The organism is Corynebacterium pseudokroppenstedtii (assembly GCF_019754945.1).
Taxonomy (GTDB): domain Bacteria; phylum Actinomycetota; class Actinomycetes; order Mycobacteriales; family Mycobacteriaceae; genus Corynebacterium; species Corynebacterium pseudokroppenstedtii.
The window spans coordinates 667,924-683,134 of record NZ_JAEUWU010000001.1 but is presented as its reverse complement, the minus strand read 5'-3'; the positions used below and the strand labels follow the sequence as shown (position 1 = coordinate 683,134).

14 protein-coding genes and 1 tRNA gene are annotated in these 15,211 nt (G+C 56.1%); 12 read left to right on the top strand and 3 right to left on the bottom strand.

The genetic code is table 11. The features are described 5' to 3' along the window. Nucleotides 1-5 precede the first annotated feature (5 nt). The 6 genes from JMN36_RS02885 to der all read left to right on the top strand — a co-directional run bounded on the left by JMN36_RS02885 (nucleotide 6) and on the right by der (nucleotide 7,120). A complete protein-coding gene (locus JMN36_RS02885) occupies nucleotides 6-821 on the top strand; it encodes a segregation and condensation protein A (RefSeq protein WP_204088683.1) in 816 nt (271 codons plus the stop codon). A gap of 66 nt (nucleotides 822-887) precedes the next feature. Then, complete coding sequence (scpB, locus tag JMN36_RS02880) at nucleotides 888-1,472, top strand: SMC-Scp complex subunit ScpB (protein WP_204088409.1); 585 nt, start codon at nucleotides 888-890, stop codon at nucleotides 1,470-1,472. 15 nt (nucleotides 1,473-1,487) lie between these two features. Then, a complete protein-coding gene (locus JMN36_RS02875) occupies nucleotides 1,488-2,822 on the top strand; it encodes an adenosylmethionine--8-amino-7-oxononanoate transaminase (protein ID WP_412728568.1) in 1,335 nt (444 codons plus the stop codon). Between the two features lie 67 nt (nucleotides 2,823-2,889). Then, nucleotides 2,890-3,582, top strand: a complete 693-nt coding sequence (bioD, locus tag JMN36_RS02870; protein WP_204088411.1) for a dethiobiotin synthase — start codon at nucleotides 2,890-2,892, stop codon at nucleotides 3,580-3,582. Nucleotides 3,583-3,832: 250 nt separating this feature from the next. Next, the gene (locus JMN36_RS02865; protein ID WP_204088412.1) at nucleotides 3,833-4,669 is read left to right on the top strand and encodes a pseudouridine synthase; all 837 of its coding nucleotides are present in this window, start codon (nucleotides 3,833-3,835) and stop codon (nucleotides 4,667-4,669) included. Between the two features lie 96 nt (nucleotides 4,670-4,765). Beyond that, nucleotides 4,766-7,120, top strand: a complete 2,355-nt coding sequence (der, locus tag JMN36_RS02860) for a bifunctional cytidylate kinase/GTPase Der (RefSeq protein ID WP_204088413.1) — start codon at nucleotides 4,766-4,768, stop codon at nucleotides 7,118-7,120. A gap of 6 nt (nucleotides 7,121-7,126) precedes the next feature. On the opposite strand, the gene JMN36_RS02855 is transcribed toward der, so the two are convergent. The 3 genes from JMN36_RS02855 to rraA all read right to left on the bottom strand — a co-directional run bounded on the left by JMN36_RS02855 (nucleotide 7,127) and on the right by rraA (nucleotide 8,749). Then, entirely contained in the window at nucleotides 7,127-7,981 is an 855-nt protein-coding gene (locus JMN36_RS02855; protein ID WP_204088414.1) for a class I SAM-dependent methyltransferase, read from the bottom strand. 99 nt (nucleotides 7,982-8,080) lie between these two features. Next, nucleotides 8,081-8,154 (bottom strand) — tRNA-Pro (locus tag JMN36_RS02850). 58 nt (nucleotides 8,155-8,212) lie between these two features. Next, nucleotides 8,213-8,749: a ribonuclease E activity regulator RraA gene (gene rraA, locus JMN36_RS02845; protein ID WP_221923803.1), complete on the bottom strand. Its 537-nt coding sequence runs from the start codon at nucleotides 8,747-8,749 to the stop codon at nucleotides 8,213-8,215. A gap of 186 nt (nucleotides 8,750-8,935) precedes the next feature. On the opposite strand from rraA, the gene secA2 reads away from it, so the two are divergent. From secA2 to JMN36_RS02815, 6 genes are all read left to right on the top strand, one after another. Then, nucleotides 8,936-11,185, top strand: a complete 2,250-nt coding sequence (secA2, locus tag JMN36_RS02840) for an accessory Sec system translocase SecA2 (protein WP_204088416.1) — start codon at nucleotides 8,936-8,938, stop codon at nucleotides 11,183-11,185. Nucleotides 11,186-11,415: 230 nt separating this feature from the next. Next, on the top strand, nucleotides 11,416-12,156 hold the full coding sequence (locus JMN36_RS02835; RefSeq protein WP_236881924.1) for a CDP-alcohol phosphatidyltransferase family protein: 741 nt from the start codon (nucleotides 11,416-11,418) through the stop codon (nucleotides 12,154-12,156). Nucleotides 12,157-12,439: 283 nt separating this feature from the next. Further along, entirely contained in the window at nucleotides 12,440-12,871 is a 432-nt protein-coding gene (odhI, locus tag JMN36_RS02830; protein WP_012731510.1) for an oxoglutarate dehydrogenase inhibitor Odhl, read from the top strand. A 5-nt stretch (nucleotides 12,872-12,876) separates the two neighbouring features. Then, nucleotides 12,877-13,590 carry a transcriptional regulator FtsR gene (gene ftsR, locus JMN36_RS02825; protein WP_012731511.1) on the top strand — a complete coding sequence of 238 codons (714 nt, stop codon included), beginning with the start codon at nucleotides 12,877-12,879 and terminating at the stop codon, nucleotides 13,588-13,590. Between the two features lie 64 nt (nucleotides 13,591-13,654). Next, complete coding sequence (locus tag JMN36_RS02820; protein ID WP_204088418.1) at nucleotides 13,655-14,311, top strand: bifunctional nuclease family protein; 657 nt, start codon at nucleotides 13,655-13,657, stop codon at nucleotides 14,309-14,311. Nucleotides 14,312-14,666: 355 nt separating this feature from the next. Next, nucleotides 14,667-15,200 (top strand): MerR family transcriptional regulator, encoded by a 534-nt coding sequence (locus tag JMN36_RS02815; RefSeq protein ID WP_221923835.1) that lies wholly within the window; start codon nucleotides 14,667-14,669, stop codon nucleotides 15,198-15,200. The last annotated feature ends 11 nt before the right edge of the window (nucleotides 15,201-15,211 follow it).

Below are 15,211 nucleotides of genomic sequence, written 5' to 3'. Positions count from 1 at the left end.
CTGCGATGCCCACTAACGGTCAGGGCGTCCAAGAGGAAATCACAGGTTTCCGTGTGGCCCTCGCGAATTTTACGGGCCCGTTTGATCTCCTCCTTCAACTCATTCACAGTCACAAAATGGATGTGACCGAGGTTGCTCTTGCCCAGGTCACGGACGAATTTGTCAGCTATACGCGGAGCCTGAGTAAAACTGAGGACCTCGATGAGATCACGGAGTTCCTCGTTATTGCGGCGACCTTATTGGATTTGAAGACGGCGCGCTTGTTGCCCCGGGGTGAAGTCGATAGCGAAGAAGATCTGGCGCTCTTAGAAACCCAAGATCTGCTGTTTGCTCGATTGCTTCAATATCGTGCTTATAAGGAGATCGCCGACGAGTTGCGCGTGCGGCACGCTCATGCAGCCCGACGTTATCCGCGGGCGGTTGGGATGGAAGAAAAATTCGCGTCTCTGTTGCCGCCGGTACGGATTGATCACACCCCGCAATCGTTTGCAGAAATGGCGGCAGCGGTGTTCCGCCCCCGACCACCTGAGACAGTTAATACATCCCATGCCCACTCTGTGGCCGTGTCTGTCCCGGAGCAAGCCGGGCGCATCCTTTCCATGCTGCATTCCGTCGGTGCGTATTCGTGGTGCTCATTTGAGCAATTGACCTCTGACTGCACGGTATCGATGCAAGTCGTTGGTAGGTTCTTAGCATTGTTAGAGTTGTTTAAAGCTCATGCCACTGACATCGACCAAGAAGAGCCTTTGGGAGAAATGTTAGTGGCGTGGACGGGTCTTGAGGTTGATCCAGCAGTCGTCGCGGCCGCGAACTGGGAGTAGTTTTCGGTCCGAGACTAGGGGTCAGTACCTCACACACGAGGATTGGCAGACACGAGGATCGGCGAAGTGACAGATAACACCACGAACCCGAATATTTTACCGAAGATCTCTGCGCTTCGTGCGGCAGTGGAGTCGGTGATGTTGGTGTTGGACGATCCTGCCCCTATCTCTGACATTTCCCGCGCGGTGGGTGCGTCGGAGGAAGACACGCGCGCGGTCATCGACGAGTGGAGGGACGAACTCGATCAACGGGGCAGCGGCATTGAACTGCGCCACGTCGGCGATGGGTGGAGGCTCTACACCCGGGCTGAGCACGCGCCCGCCGTCGAGGCATTTTTGCTGGACGGAGCACAAACAAAGTTGTCGCGAGCAGCACTGGAAACCCTCGCGGTGGTGGCCTATCGTCAGCCAGTCACTCGCTCCCAAGTCGCAGCTGTCCGCGGCGTGAATTGCGACGGGGTCATGCGAACCTTAGCGCTGCGTGGCTTGGTGAAGGAAGTAGGGGAGGAACAGACCTCGGGGGCCCACTTATATGCCACAACTGAGTTGTTCTTAGAGACGATGGGCCTGTCGGATGTCTCTGAACTGCCAGACTTGGCACCTCTATTACCTGATGTGGAAGCGATTGATGAGGCCATCGCAGATTACTGAACACTGTTCAGTAGGGTGGCAAGTATGGAGGATCTTGCACGTTTCGACCAAGAACATATTTGGCATCCATACGGCCCGATGCCAGCAGCAGTCCCTTCCATCCCTGTGACGTCCGCGGAGGGAGTTACGCTGCATCTTGACGATGGTCGAAACATCATTGACGGGATGAGTTCCTGGTGGGCTGTAGCACACGGACATCGCCACCCGCACTTGGTTGAGGCCGCGCACAGGCAAATTAATCAGATGCCGCATGTGATGTTTGGCGGGCTGACTCACAAACCGGCGGTGGATTTAGCCGAGTGGCTGGTAGATATCACGCCAGAGGGTCTTGACCTGGTTTTTTATTCTGATTCGGGATCGGTCTCTGTTGAGGTCGCCATCAAGATGGCCCTCCAATATCAGATGGGGCATGGCCACCCAGAACGGAACCGGCTCGTGACGTGGCGACGTGGGTATCACGGCGACACTCAGGGGCCCATGAGTGTGTGCGACCCCGAGGGCGGCATGCACTCACTGTGGCGGGGCACCTTGGTGGAACAAGTTTTCGCCCCCGAACCTCCAGCTGATCCACGATGCGACGTGGACTATTCTTCCGGTGACGACGGTGACGGTGGTGTGCGCCTCAGCGACGATGAGATCGAGTCTTATCTACGTGAATTTGCAACATATATCGACGACACCATCGCGGGAGTGATTATCGAGCCTGTCGTGCAGGGGGCCGGCGGCATGCGATTCCACGACCCACGATTGGTTGCTGGCCTTCGCCGCGTGTGCTATGACCACGACATCCTCCTCATTGCCGACGAGATCGCCACAGGTTTCGGACGCACGGGAAGCCTCTTTACCTGCGAGGCGGCCACGATCACCCCGGACATTATGTGCGTCGGCAAAGCCCTGACCGGGGGAATGATGAGTTTTGCCGCCACGCTGACCACCCGGCGCGTGGGCGAGGTGATTTCGACACCCCAGGGTGGCGGAGCTTTGATGCACGGGCCGACTTTCATGGGCAACCCACTGGCATGCTCGGTGGCTCGCGCCGCGGGCGACCTCATTGATGACGGCTACTGGCGATCGACAGTTCCCCGTATTGAACAGGAATTACGCCACGGTTTGGCCCCGCTTGCCGATGCCGAACAGGTGTCATCAGTGCGTGTCCTGGGCGCTATCGGCGTCGTCGAACTAGCTCAACCTGTCGATATGAAGGTCGCGACGAAGGTAGCCGTGGAGTCGGGGGTGTGGCTTCGACCTTTCGGAAAACTGGTTTATAGCATGCCGCCGTTTATATCGACCAGCAGTGACATCGAAAAAATCTGTGCAGCGATGCGGAACATTGTCGCTGCGTCGGCCTAAGTGACCGGAGTCATCACAAAGGTTTTCGGTCAGGATTATTCACTGACCTAATGAGAGGAGATTGACAATGAGCATTGTCATTATGACGGGAACAGGGACAGATGTTGGCAAGACAGTCGCTACCGGAGCAGTTGCCTGCGTCCTTCAGAAAGGGGGATATGAACCCTTCATTGTGAAGCCGGCGCAAACTGGCGAACCCGAAGGCAAAGGCGACGCTCCCCGTATTACCGCCTTGACCGGTATTGATAATGCGGAGACGCTATACCGGTTCCCCGAACCGCTTGCCCCAGCGACGTCGGCGCGCCGGGCGAATATGCCATACCCCGAGCTCACAACCGTTGCTGAGAAGATCAAGTCTTTTGACAAGCCTGGCCGCGTCGTTCTCGTCGAGGGGGCTGGTGGGCTCCTTGTACGTATTGGTCAGGACTGGACCATTGCTGATTTAGCTCGAGAACTGGGTGCCCCGGTTATTGTTGTGTGCTCAACAGGCCTCGGAAGTTTGAACGAGGCTGAATTGACGGTGGAAGCTGCCGCGCGCCGGGGTCTGACCGTTCTTGGTTTAATTGGTGGGTCCATTCCGGATTCCCCAGATTTGGCGACGCGGTGTAATAAGGAAGACTTGCCGGTGGTTACCGGGACCGATGTCTTGGGCTACATACCCGAGGGAGCGGGCGGGTGGTCTCAGCAGCGGTTTGTACAGGAGGCACCGGGGTTTTTCGTACTAGATGTTGTCGATCGGGTGACTCGTGAGAGTGATTAACTGCTAGAGGTTGACTGGCGACGTCACCGCGTTTGTCGCCCGGTGAGTGTGCGCTCGGCAGATCTGCTGCAGTGCGATTGCGTCGCCACGCTCGTCAAGATGATGACACGAGTAAAGAACGTGATAGACTCACCGGTCACCATATGTTTTCCGTGGACGGCCGCTTATTTTTCATGCTATGAAACGGCGCCACGTTATCCTCTGTTTTTCAAAAGTGTAAATAACGCATAAATACGGAAAGGTCCACATCGTGGCTTCTACCGCTCGCCGTGACGGCACACCGGAATACGTACCCAAGGCCAAGCCCGCCCGCCATCAACACGTCAAGGGCACATCACCCGCCCATCATTCAGGCGAGGGCATTCGCCTGCAGAAGGTCTTGGCTGCTGCTGGCGTCGCCTCGCGAAGGATGTCTGAAAAGCTCATCGACGAGGGACGCGTCGAGGTCAATGGGGACATTGTGACCCGTCAGGGTGTTCGCGTAGATCCCGATCATGACGTAATTCGTGTTGATGGCAGCAGAGTCGTCGTCGATGAAACGATGCAATACTTCGCGTTGAACAAACCACGCGGTGTTCAGTCCACCATGCACGATGATATGGGCCGGCCCTGCGTCGGCGATATTGTTGGTGAGAAAGTAGACGCTGGTCAGAGGCTTTTCCACGTCGGTCGTTTGGATGCTGCGACACAGGGGCTTCTCCTCTTGACCAATGATGGCGAGCTAGCGAACCGGTTGATTCATCCCAAATACGGAATCAAGAAAACCTACCTCGCGACTGTTCTCGGCGAGGTCGATAAGAAAGATCTCCGACGCCTGACGCAGGGGATTGAATTGGACGATGGCATCGCTCGCGCCGACGACGCCGACATCATCGACGTCTGGCAAGGCCGTTCGCTCGTGAAAGTGGTTCTTCACGAGGGGCGCAAGCACATCGTGCGACGGATGCTCAAAGCAGCTGGTTTCCCGGTGCAGGAGCTGGTTCGAACCAAAATCCATACGGTGCAGTTGGGAGAACAAACTCCGGGAACTCTGCGTGCGCTGAACCGTTCGGAACTGACCAGCTTGTTTAATGCTGTTGATATGTAATAACCCGTACTATGTAGAGCTTTCGCGTCCAGTCTCGTGTGATCCGATGTGACAGGGATTATGCAATGGCAGAACGGATTAATTAGGAGTTTAGTGATGTCAACTACTCGTACATCGGATGACTCAACACTCGCCAACACTCCAGAGGGAGGGTTGATCGTCGCGGTCGATGGACCATCCGGCACAGGCAAATCGACGGTCTGTCGTACCGTCGCCTCGCGATTGAACGCGTCCTACTTAGACACCGGAGCCATGTACCGCGTGGCCACCCTCCACGTTCTTAATGCCGGAATCGACCCCGACGACTCGGACGCTGTCATCGAGGCAACGTCTAGCCTCCCCATCACCATCAACGACGACCCGCACTCCACCGAAGTCATTCTCGACGGGACGAACGTGGCCGATGACATCCGGACGGCACGAGTGACTCGGGCCGTTTCGTCGATCGCAGCGATCCCTGAAGTCCGCCAGAACCTCGTAGCACTGCAACGCTCATTGGCCCACAAGGCCGGACGATGCGTAGTCGAAGGACGAGATATCGGCACCGTCGTTCTAGCCGACGCACCCTGCAAAGTCTTCATGACGGCTGAGCCGAGCATCCGGGCCCAACGCCGGTACGACCAGGATCGTGAAGCCGGCCGAGACGTCACCTTCGACGAGGTTTTACGGGACGTTCAAGAACGCGACCGTAAGGATTCATCGCGGGCAGATTCGCCGCTCATGCCAGCCGACGACGCCATCGTTGTTGACACGAGCCACCAGGGCATTGATGACGTCGTCGAGACCATCATCTCCCTTGTTCGCCAATCGAGCAGCGATAACGACCGAGCCGACGACGACCGGCCTGATGAGGACGGTTCACTCGATGACCTCGTCTTCACCACGACAGAAGGCCAGGCTATTGCCGACGAGGACAGCGCCGACACGGGGGAACAGGCTAGCCCCGAACAGGCTGACTCTGAATACGACCGAGCCGACGACGGCGATGACACTGACCAAACCAGCGGCGATGCAATCGACGGTGACATCACCGACGATGAGGTCAACAACCTCCTCGTCACCTCCGACAGTGACACCGATTGGCACTCCGTAGAGGAAGCATTCGGTGTCTTCGACGACGCCGGATACACCTCCGAAGCACTGTGCACAGTCGCCATCCTCGGTCGGCCCAACGTCGGCAAATCCACACTCGTCAATCGCTTTATCGGACGCCGTGAAGCCGTCGTCGAAGACTTCCCAGGAGTCACACGCGACCGCATCTCATACCTCGGCGAATGGAACGGCCGACGCTTCTGGGTACAGGACACCGGCGGATGGGACCCCGACGCTAAAGGCATGCACGCGGCCATCGCCCGCCAAGCCGAAGGTGCGATGAAAACAGCCGACGTCATCGTCTTCGTCGTCGACACCCAAGTCGGCATCACCGCATCCGATGAAATGCTCGCCCGCAAACTACACCGCGCCGAGCAACCCGTGGTCCTCGTCGCCAATAAATTCGACTCGCCCACGCAGTACGGCGACCTCGCAGAATTCTGGGCACTCGGGCTCGACAACCCCTACCCGGTGTCGGCCAAACACGGCCACGGCGCCGCCGATGTCCTCGATGAAGTCATCCGACTCTTCCCGGACAAACCACGGCAAGAATCCATCACATCGGGGCCGCGCCGGGTCGCCCTCGTCGGCAAACCTAACGTCGGTAAGTCGAGTTTGCTCAACAAAATGACAGGGGAGGATCGGGCCGTCGTCGATGATGTTGCGGGCACGACCGTTGACCCTGTGGACTCGCTCGTTGAACTTGATCAAAAGACGTGGACCTTCGTCGATACTGCTGGTATTCGGAAGAAAACGAAGAAGGCAACGGGGCACGAGTATTACGCGGGCCTGCGTACCCGGGGAGCGATCGATGCGGCGGAGGTCGTTGTCTTCATTGTCGACGCCTCTGAGCCGGTGACTGAACAAGATCAGCGTGTCCTACGTATGATCTTGGATTCCGGCCGCGCGCTCGTGGTTGCCTACAACAAGTGGGACATGGTTGATGAGGATCGACGGGATATGCTCGACCGCGAGATTGAGTTGCAGCTCTCGCACATCCCGTGGGCCCGGCGTGTGAACATCTCGGCGAAAACCGGGCGGGCGATTCACAAGCTCGAGCCCGCAATGATCGAGGCCCTAGAGAGCTGGGATGGGCGTGTTCCTACAGGTCAACTCAATACGTGGCTGCGGGCGGTCATTGCTGAGACGCCTCCTCCGATGCGGGGTGGTCGTTTGCCGAGAGTGTTGTTTGCGACGCAGGCATCCACACGGCCGCCGGTTATCGTGCTGTTTACCACTGGCTTCTTGGAACACGGGTACCGACGTTTCCTCGAACGGAAGTTCCGGGAAACCTTCGGCTTTATAGGCTCGCCCGTGCGCATTGCTGTGCGTGTACGGGAAAAGAGAGGGAGGAAGTAGTCCCTGTCACGCCTCGTGCTGGCGGCGCATAATGAATGCGTCCGTCCTATAGGGCAACTCGATTGGCTGATGTTGAGGTAGTTCAAGGTGCTGGTAGAGATACCAGCGAAGATTATTATCGACGTGCTCGCGCGTTGTTTCCGTGGACCGTAACCAATAGGACCGGGTATGGGCCAGGTGGATAATGTTGTGTGCCGTGATGGCCTGGTTGAATGTACCACGCCATTCGTCAGTAATAGTCCATGGTGGCGCGACCTGAGGGATGAAACCGGGGCGCAATATATCCCCTGAATGCATAATCCTCGCTAATCGATGCACCCAGGGGACACCGACATCGAGTGTGTTCCATACAAGCAGACACACCCCGCCAGCAATCAGAACCCTGTCCAGCTCACGGCATGCCTGGTCTGTATCGAGCCAATGCCACGTTTGTGCACACGTTGCCGCAGTGAGGCACGAATCGGTGAGCCCAATCGTCTCCGCACGAGTTCGAAGGACCGGGATATGGGGGAGACGCGCCATACATAAATGGGTCATCTCAGGCGAAGGATCGGATGCGAGGACGCCACCTGGAAAACGTTCGTCAAGATCTATTGTCAATGAGCCCGGGCCTGCGCCTATGTCCAGTATCCGCAGTGGAGCGTTGAACTCGCGGTAATCGGCCTTGCCAATGTGGCGCGCGAGGAGATCAACAACATCAGCGGGGTAGCCAGGCCGCACAGAACCATAGTCCGAAACGCCACGATGAAAGGAGTTGGCAGCTTCCACGCGGTTCTCAGATGAGACAAAGGCAGGGCGATTACGTTGAGATCGGGTAGGAATCTGCTGGCCGGGAGAATACGCCGGCCTAGATGGTGTCATGGCGGGCGAATCACCATCAAGAGAGTGAGAAGAACCGCGTCCATCAGGGTCTATATGCACAACACATCCCCATATGTAACGGTCCAAATTGTTATCGTGTCGGACTGACAGGATTTGAACCTGCGACCCCTTGACCCCCAGTCAAGTGCGCTACCAAACTGCGCCACAGTCCGATCACCCCATGAGAGGCAACCACTGCAGCATACCGCAGCTGGTTGCGACCGCAAAAAACTAGGTCTGAGGTGGGGAGACAGGCCTCTCAGTGACGACGATCCCATCGGCATCGCATGTCACATACTGGCCAGGAATAAAATCCACTCCGCCAAAGTTCACGACAACATCGCGCTCACCATCACCAGTTTTGCTGGATTTCCGCGGATTCGTGCCCAGAGCTTTCACACCGAAATCCATATCCTTGATCTCCGCAGAGTCACGGATAGCGCCATAAATAATGATCCCAGACCAACCATGATCATGCCCAAGTGCAGCGACGTTATCCCCCATCAACGCTGTGTGGACGCTTCTGCCACCATCCACAACAAGCACACGACCGTCTCCGGCAGTACCCAACACAGATTTAAGAAGGGCGTTATCCTCATAACACCGAACCGTCGAAATCTGGCCGGCAAACTCAGCGCGGCCGCCGTAGTTGAAGAATTGCACATCACACGAGCGCACCGACGGGCCAACAACGTCGACAATATCGGCTGTGGGAATAATCTCCTGGGCGCCCGCACTGTCATGAGCGGACTCACGTTTACTATTCATAGCCAGAAGATTAACCCGAATCGTTCCCACCTGGTGGGACTTTGCCAAGAAACGACTCCCCATCGCCACCACCATCTAGACTACGCTGGGTGGACGGCCCGGTCTCACCGGACACGGAACATGATGCCAAATAAAAAACGCTAACGTAATCACCCGTAATCTTTTCACGTAGCAAGGACGACCTCTATGGCCACATGGCTTCGGAAACTCACCGGTTCCCGGCGAAAAAACACAGCTGAGCTCTCTCGCGCCACTACGCTAGGAGACCACACAGCCACACTTACCGACGCCGACCTCCGAAGAACCTTCGACACCGCGCTACGGGACGAAGACCATGCCACCATGTTCGCAACGCTCCGAGAAGCCTCCACGCGAACAATCGGACTCACCCCATTCGACTGCCAACTCCGAGGAGCCCAGGAACTCCTTAAAGGTAATGTCATACAAATGGCCACCGGCGAAGGAAAAACACTCGTCGGGGCACTGGCGGCGATCATCTATGCCCATCAGGGGCGAAAAATCCATTGCATCACCGTCAACTCCTACTTAGCAGGACGCGACGCCGACTGGATGGGACCACTGTTCGATTTCTTTGACGTGACCGTCGGTGCCATCCAAGAACACATGACCGCGGACCAACGCCGCGCCACATACTCTAACGACATCGTTTTCGGATCAATCAATGAAATAGGATTCGACGTCCTCCGCGACCACTTGATCACACGCCGACAAGACCAAGTACAGCCCACACCAGACGTCGCCATCGTCGATGAAGCCGACTCAGTCATGGTCGACGAAGCCCTCGTTCCTCTCGTCCTGGCCGGCAGCGCACCCGGTCACGCCCCTACCGGCCGCATTAGTGAAGTCGTCCGACGACTGATCAAAGACGAGGATTACAGCGTTGACGACGACCAACGAAACGTGTTCCTTACTGACAAAGGCGCTCACACCGTCGAAAAACGTCTCGGCCTCTCATCGCTCTACGACGCAGAAAACATCAGCACCACGCTCGTCCAAGTCAACGTCGCCCTCCACGCCAAAGAACTCCTTGTTAAGGATGTTCACTACATCGTTAGGGATGGGAAAGTCGCCCTCGTCGACAATTCAAAAGGGCGCATAGCCGACCTCCAACGCTGGCCGGACGGACTACAATCCGCCGTCGAAGCAAAAGAAGGACTCGACGTCACCGACGGTGGGCGAGTGCTCGACACCATCACCATCCAAGCGCTCCTCGGCCGCTACACCAACCTGTGCGGAATGACAGGAACGGCCACCGCCGCCTCCGAACAACTCCGCCAATTCTATGGCCTCGGCGTTGCCGTCATTGACCCCCATGTTCCCTGTATTCGCGACGACGAAGCAGACCGAATCTTCAGCACCGCCGACGACCGACGCCGCGGCATCATCGAACACATCCAACAACTCCAACAAGCCGGCCGCCCAGTCCTCGTCGGAACCCACAACGTCGCCGAATCCGAAGACATCCAAAACGCACTCCAAGACATCGGAGTCGACTGCGTCGTCCTCAACGCAAAAAACCACGAAAAAGAAGCACGCATCATTGCCGACGCCGGACTCCCCGGACGCGTCACCGTATCCACACAAATGGCCGGACGAGGAACAGACATCAAACTCGGCGGAGCACACGAACAGTACCGCGACGACGTCGTTGCAGCCGGAGGCCTCGCCGTCGTCGGATTCGGACGCCACCGCAGCGCCCGTCTCGACGACCAACTCCGCGGCCGCGCCGGGCGGCAGGGCGATCCTGGGTCCAGCGTCATTTTCGTCTCGCTCGAGGACGACGTCATCGCAGTCGGTGGAGCGGGCGAATCCATCAATGCAATTCCCGATAACAACGGGCAATTGACGCAGAAAAAGGTGTATTCCTTTGTGGATCACTGTCAGCGTGTCACTGAAGGACAAATGCTTCAGATTCACGCTAATACGTGGAAATATAACAAGCTCATCAATGAACAACGGGTCATTATTGACGAGCGGCGTAGCGATATTCTCGATTCCGACGTTGCCTTGAAGGAATTACAGCGCCGTGCTCACCGCGATTTGACGGTGCCGCATGATGTCCAAGTTCAGGCGGCCCGTGACGTCGAGCTCTTTCACCTCGACGAACATTGGGCACGGCACCTCGAATATCTGGATGACATTCGGGAGTCTATTCACCTTCGCGCACTCGCCCGAGAGAATCCGGTCGATGAATTTCACCGAATGTCGATTGCCGAGTTTAAGAATCTTGCCACCGGAGCCGTTGATGATGCGGTTGAAACGTGGAGGCATGTCACGATCGATAACAATGGTGCCGATCTCGGCGAGCGCGGTCTTCGTCGGCCTAGTTCTACCTGGACTTATATGGTTAATGACAATCCTCTGTCCGGGAATAATGGATCGGTCGTGGGGTCAGTTGTTAACTTATTCCGATAGGCTTGCTTTACAACCGTGGTATGTAGGGCAATATCGGATGAGCAATGAAATGCTGACAGCCGGCCACATATAGCTACATTTAGCAATGAGTACGTAACGAGAGGATAAGTCCGATGGAGTATGACGAGCATCGTGATAACCCCGAAACCCCTCGTTATGAACAACCTGTTGGAACCAAAAAACAAGGAACTCAGAGTGCTCGGAAGTCGCGTCCTACTCGGAGTACGCCGGTGAGCAAAGTAACCCGCGAAACCCGACTCCGGGTGGAAGCGCGGATGGACAAGATGCTTCCCACACCGGACGGGCACACTGCCCGGGCAGTACCGCCTGGTATGGAACCGCCGGGTATGCGGGAACAAGTGACAGTTCACCCCGCGGGATACTCGCGGATCCTGACCGTTCCCAACATCCTAAGCATCGTGCGTATCTGCCTGGTGCCCATTTATGCCTGGTTCCTCATCGGCCCGGGAGAGTATGGGTGGGCACTCGCCATCGTGGCTATTTCGTCGTTCACCGACTGGCTTGATGGAAAAATCGCGAGGATCTGGGGCCTGACCACGCGGATAGGGCAGTACCTCGACCCAGCCGCCGACCGATTGTTTATCCTTGTCACCCCCATTTGTTTCGCTATCGCGGGGCTGCTGAGTTGGTGGTGGGTGGCAGTTCTCTTCGCTCGTGACCTTATCCTTTTCCCGACGATGCTCATCTATCGGAATCGTGGAATACGACCGAAGGTTATGTACCTCGGAAAAGCTGCGACGTTCGCCCTCATGTGGGCGTTCCCGCTGTACTTAGCGTCGGCTGCAGCGTGGTCCTTTTCACATTTCTTTACCCCCTGGGCGCGAGCTCTTTTCCTGTGGGGGACAGTTTTGTACTTGTGGACAGGGGTTTTGTATTTGTACCGGGCAGTGCTTGTATCGAGGCGATTTCCTGTTACGAGGGGGTGGAATCGCCCCACTGGTTCTTCATGATAAAAAGAGTCTTTGGGGGTGATACTTACCCGCACCGCGCGCATGCCACCATCCTATGGATTAGGCTGGGGGAGTGAATATAACATGCCCCTCGGCACTATGTGGAGGGGCATAAACGGCTACTATGGGCGCTAAATCTGTATAACCCAGTGGAAGCGGTTCTCAGCTAGTTTAGTGGCAGGCAACCGCTCGAGCGTCTGGCTATCATCTCTATATGAGATAGTCGGTCGCACAGGGCAGTGGCTAATACGAACCGTTGGTCGAACTTAAGGAGGCAGAATCGATGAGTGACAATAGCGATTTTTCAGAATCTTCGGTGGAAACTACCTCGGTCTTCCGTGCCGATCTTTTGAAAGAAATGGAATCGGGTGCGTCCGATTCCTCAGCCCCAGGCGTTGATGGTTTACCCGAGGGCTCCGCATTGCTCGTCGTCAAACGTGGTCCGAATGCAGGATCCCGATTCCTCCTCGACCAGCCGACGACAACAGCAGGCCGTCATCCTGATAGCGATATCTTCTTGGACGACGTTACCGTGTCCCGTCGTCACGCTGAATTCCGCAAGAATGATGACCAATTCGAAGTCGTCGACGTGGGATCTCTGAACGGCACGTATGTCAATCGTGAGCCCAAGAACTCATCAGAGCTTTCCAATGGTGATGAAATCCAAATTGGTAAGTTCCGCCTCGTGTTCCTCAACGGTCAGAAAGATTCTTAAGAACAGTGTCAGCTCTACGGAAAACGGGCCCGCTGCCTGAAGTCCGTCATGACCGCCCTTCCACGTTGTCGATCGGGGCGGTTCTTAAGCAACTTCGTCGCGAGTTTCCCGATGTCACGGTCTCTAAGCTCCGCTTTTGGGAGTCTGAGGGGCTTGTCTCCCCGGCGCGTACAGAGAAGGGTTACCGACGCTACTCGTCCGCTGATGTTCAGCGCCTACGTTATATTCTGACGACGCAGCGTGATAACTATCTGCCTCTGAAAGTTATTAAGCAGCGCCTGGATGCGATGGACGAGGGCAACGTCACCCCTGTTACGGGATTGATTTCTGCCGAGCAATTCAAGCAGGAAAATACCCGCTTGACCCATTCTGATGTGTGTGCTGCTGCTGAGATCGATGACACTTTCCTCACCCAACTTGCCAAGGCGGGTTTTGTTAATGCCGACAGGTCAGGCCTCTACTGCCAAGACGATGTGTCGATCGCGCGGACAGCGAGCCAATTGGTCGGGTTCGGGCTCGATGAGCGGCACTTAAAAACGCTGCGAGCTACGGCCCAAAGGTATGCGGGGGTGATTACTCAAGTCAGCGGCCCGCTGGGCCATGCCAAGAGTAGTGATGCGAAGGCCAGATCAGAAGAGACAGCCCGCGAGCTTTCTGCATTAATCGTGAGCTTACAAGCGGCGTTTATTAAAGCTTCCCTGCGCGGCGAATTCGATTAGAAACTGAGTGCCGTTGACCGATTGAACCGATTGGTCGGAATGAGGATGGAGGCCACATATCATCATGGTTGAACTCGAGTATTTAGGGTTGTTTCTCCTCGGCCCAGATCGCGATCCGGCAATAGTGTTTTTGTGGCCCCAGCGCCGACGCATCATGACGGTGTTTGTCGGTGCATCTTCCGCAGCCATTCTTTCGGGCAAAGACATCGGCGTAGAGCCGCGGCGGCCGACGTCGACAAGTGTTATTGTCGACGTTCTAGAAGCGCACGATGATGCGGTAGTGAATATTTCTATCGATGCCGTCAACCACGGCACTTTCTACGCAACGATCCATTGCGAGTCAGGGAACAACTTTGACATCCGGGTATCGGACGCCATTGATCTTGCTCTTAATGAAGACGTGACCATTTACGCCGAGGAATCGATTGTCAAAACCTGGTCGGTTCCGGTCACGGCTGAGGTCGTTGAGCACCTTGATAGTTCGAATCAGGCTTTGTCTGGACGACGCGAATCGAGCCTATCGTTGCTGGCTGACATGACGGGAGACAATTCCGAATCAGAGGGCAATGATCAAGAGCATCTGTCGGAAGACTTGGGTGATCTTGCCGTCGGCGATGCTGATTTCGAAGAACTCATGGGGCACTTGGGTATGAGCGAGAATGATCTTACCCAAGGCAGTGATGATGATCGCCGTGGTGAGAACGGTTCTGAGGATTCGTAGGCACGACGTCGTCGACACGAGATTGGCAGATATTAGATCGGCAGAGACTGCTGGAGTGTGAACGGGACAGTCCGTCGGCTGAATGAGCGTGAGCACAACTTGACAGTGTGACTAGTGTGAAAGTTGTTAATTACAATATAGTAAGTTAAGCATGTGATTTGATGGACGCATGTGAAAAATGTGCCACATGTGTTGCGTGTCGCGTTGACTCGAAAGAATATTGGCATAACCTAGACGTCATCGAACTACATGAGTGTGAGTATTCCCGCTCTCTTGCTCAACACGTACGACCACAGAAAGCGAGCCTGCAGTGAAACAGGAACAGGCACCCGTCCAAGGCGCACTCTTTGACGTCATGGATTCGGACGATGAAGTCGGCTACCGCGTTCCCATCGCTTGTCAGGTAGCGGGGATAACTTATCGGCAGCTTGACTACTGGGCTCGTACAAAGCTCGTCCAGCCATCCATTCGATCCGCACACGGATCCGGAACCCAGCGGCTGTACTCGTTCCGCGACATCCTTGTTCTCAAGATCGTTAAAGGTCTGTTGGACACGGGCATTTCGCTGCAGAACATCCGGCGTGCCGTAGAAAAGTTGAGCAACTTGGGCGTCGATGATCTTTCCACGATTACGCTCGTTTCTGACGGAACGACGGTGTATGAATGCCGTTCCAGCGAAGAAGTCTTTGATCTTTTGACCGGCGGACAGGGCGTATTCGGAATTGGGGTTCCGGGTATCGTCAAAGAACTTGCCGGGACGATTTCAGAATTTCCGGCGGAAAAAGTTGTCCGTGCGGGAAGTGCCGACGACAGCGCTGAAGGAGCTTCTCAGCACAACGTCGCTGGTTTCGACGAACTCGCAGAACGTCGGCGCCGTAAAACCAGCTAGTTAGCTGGCTA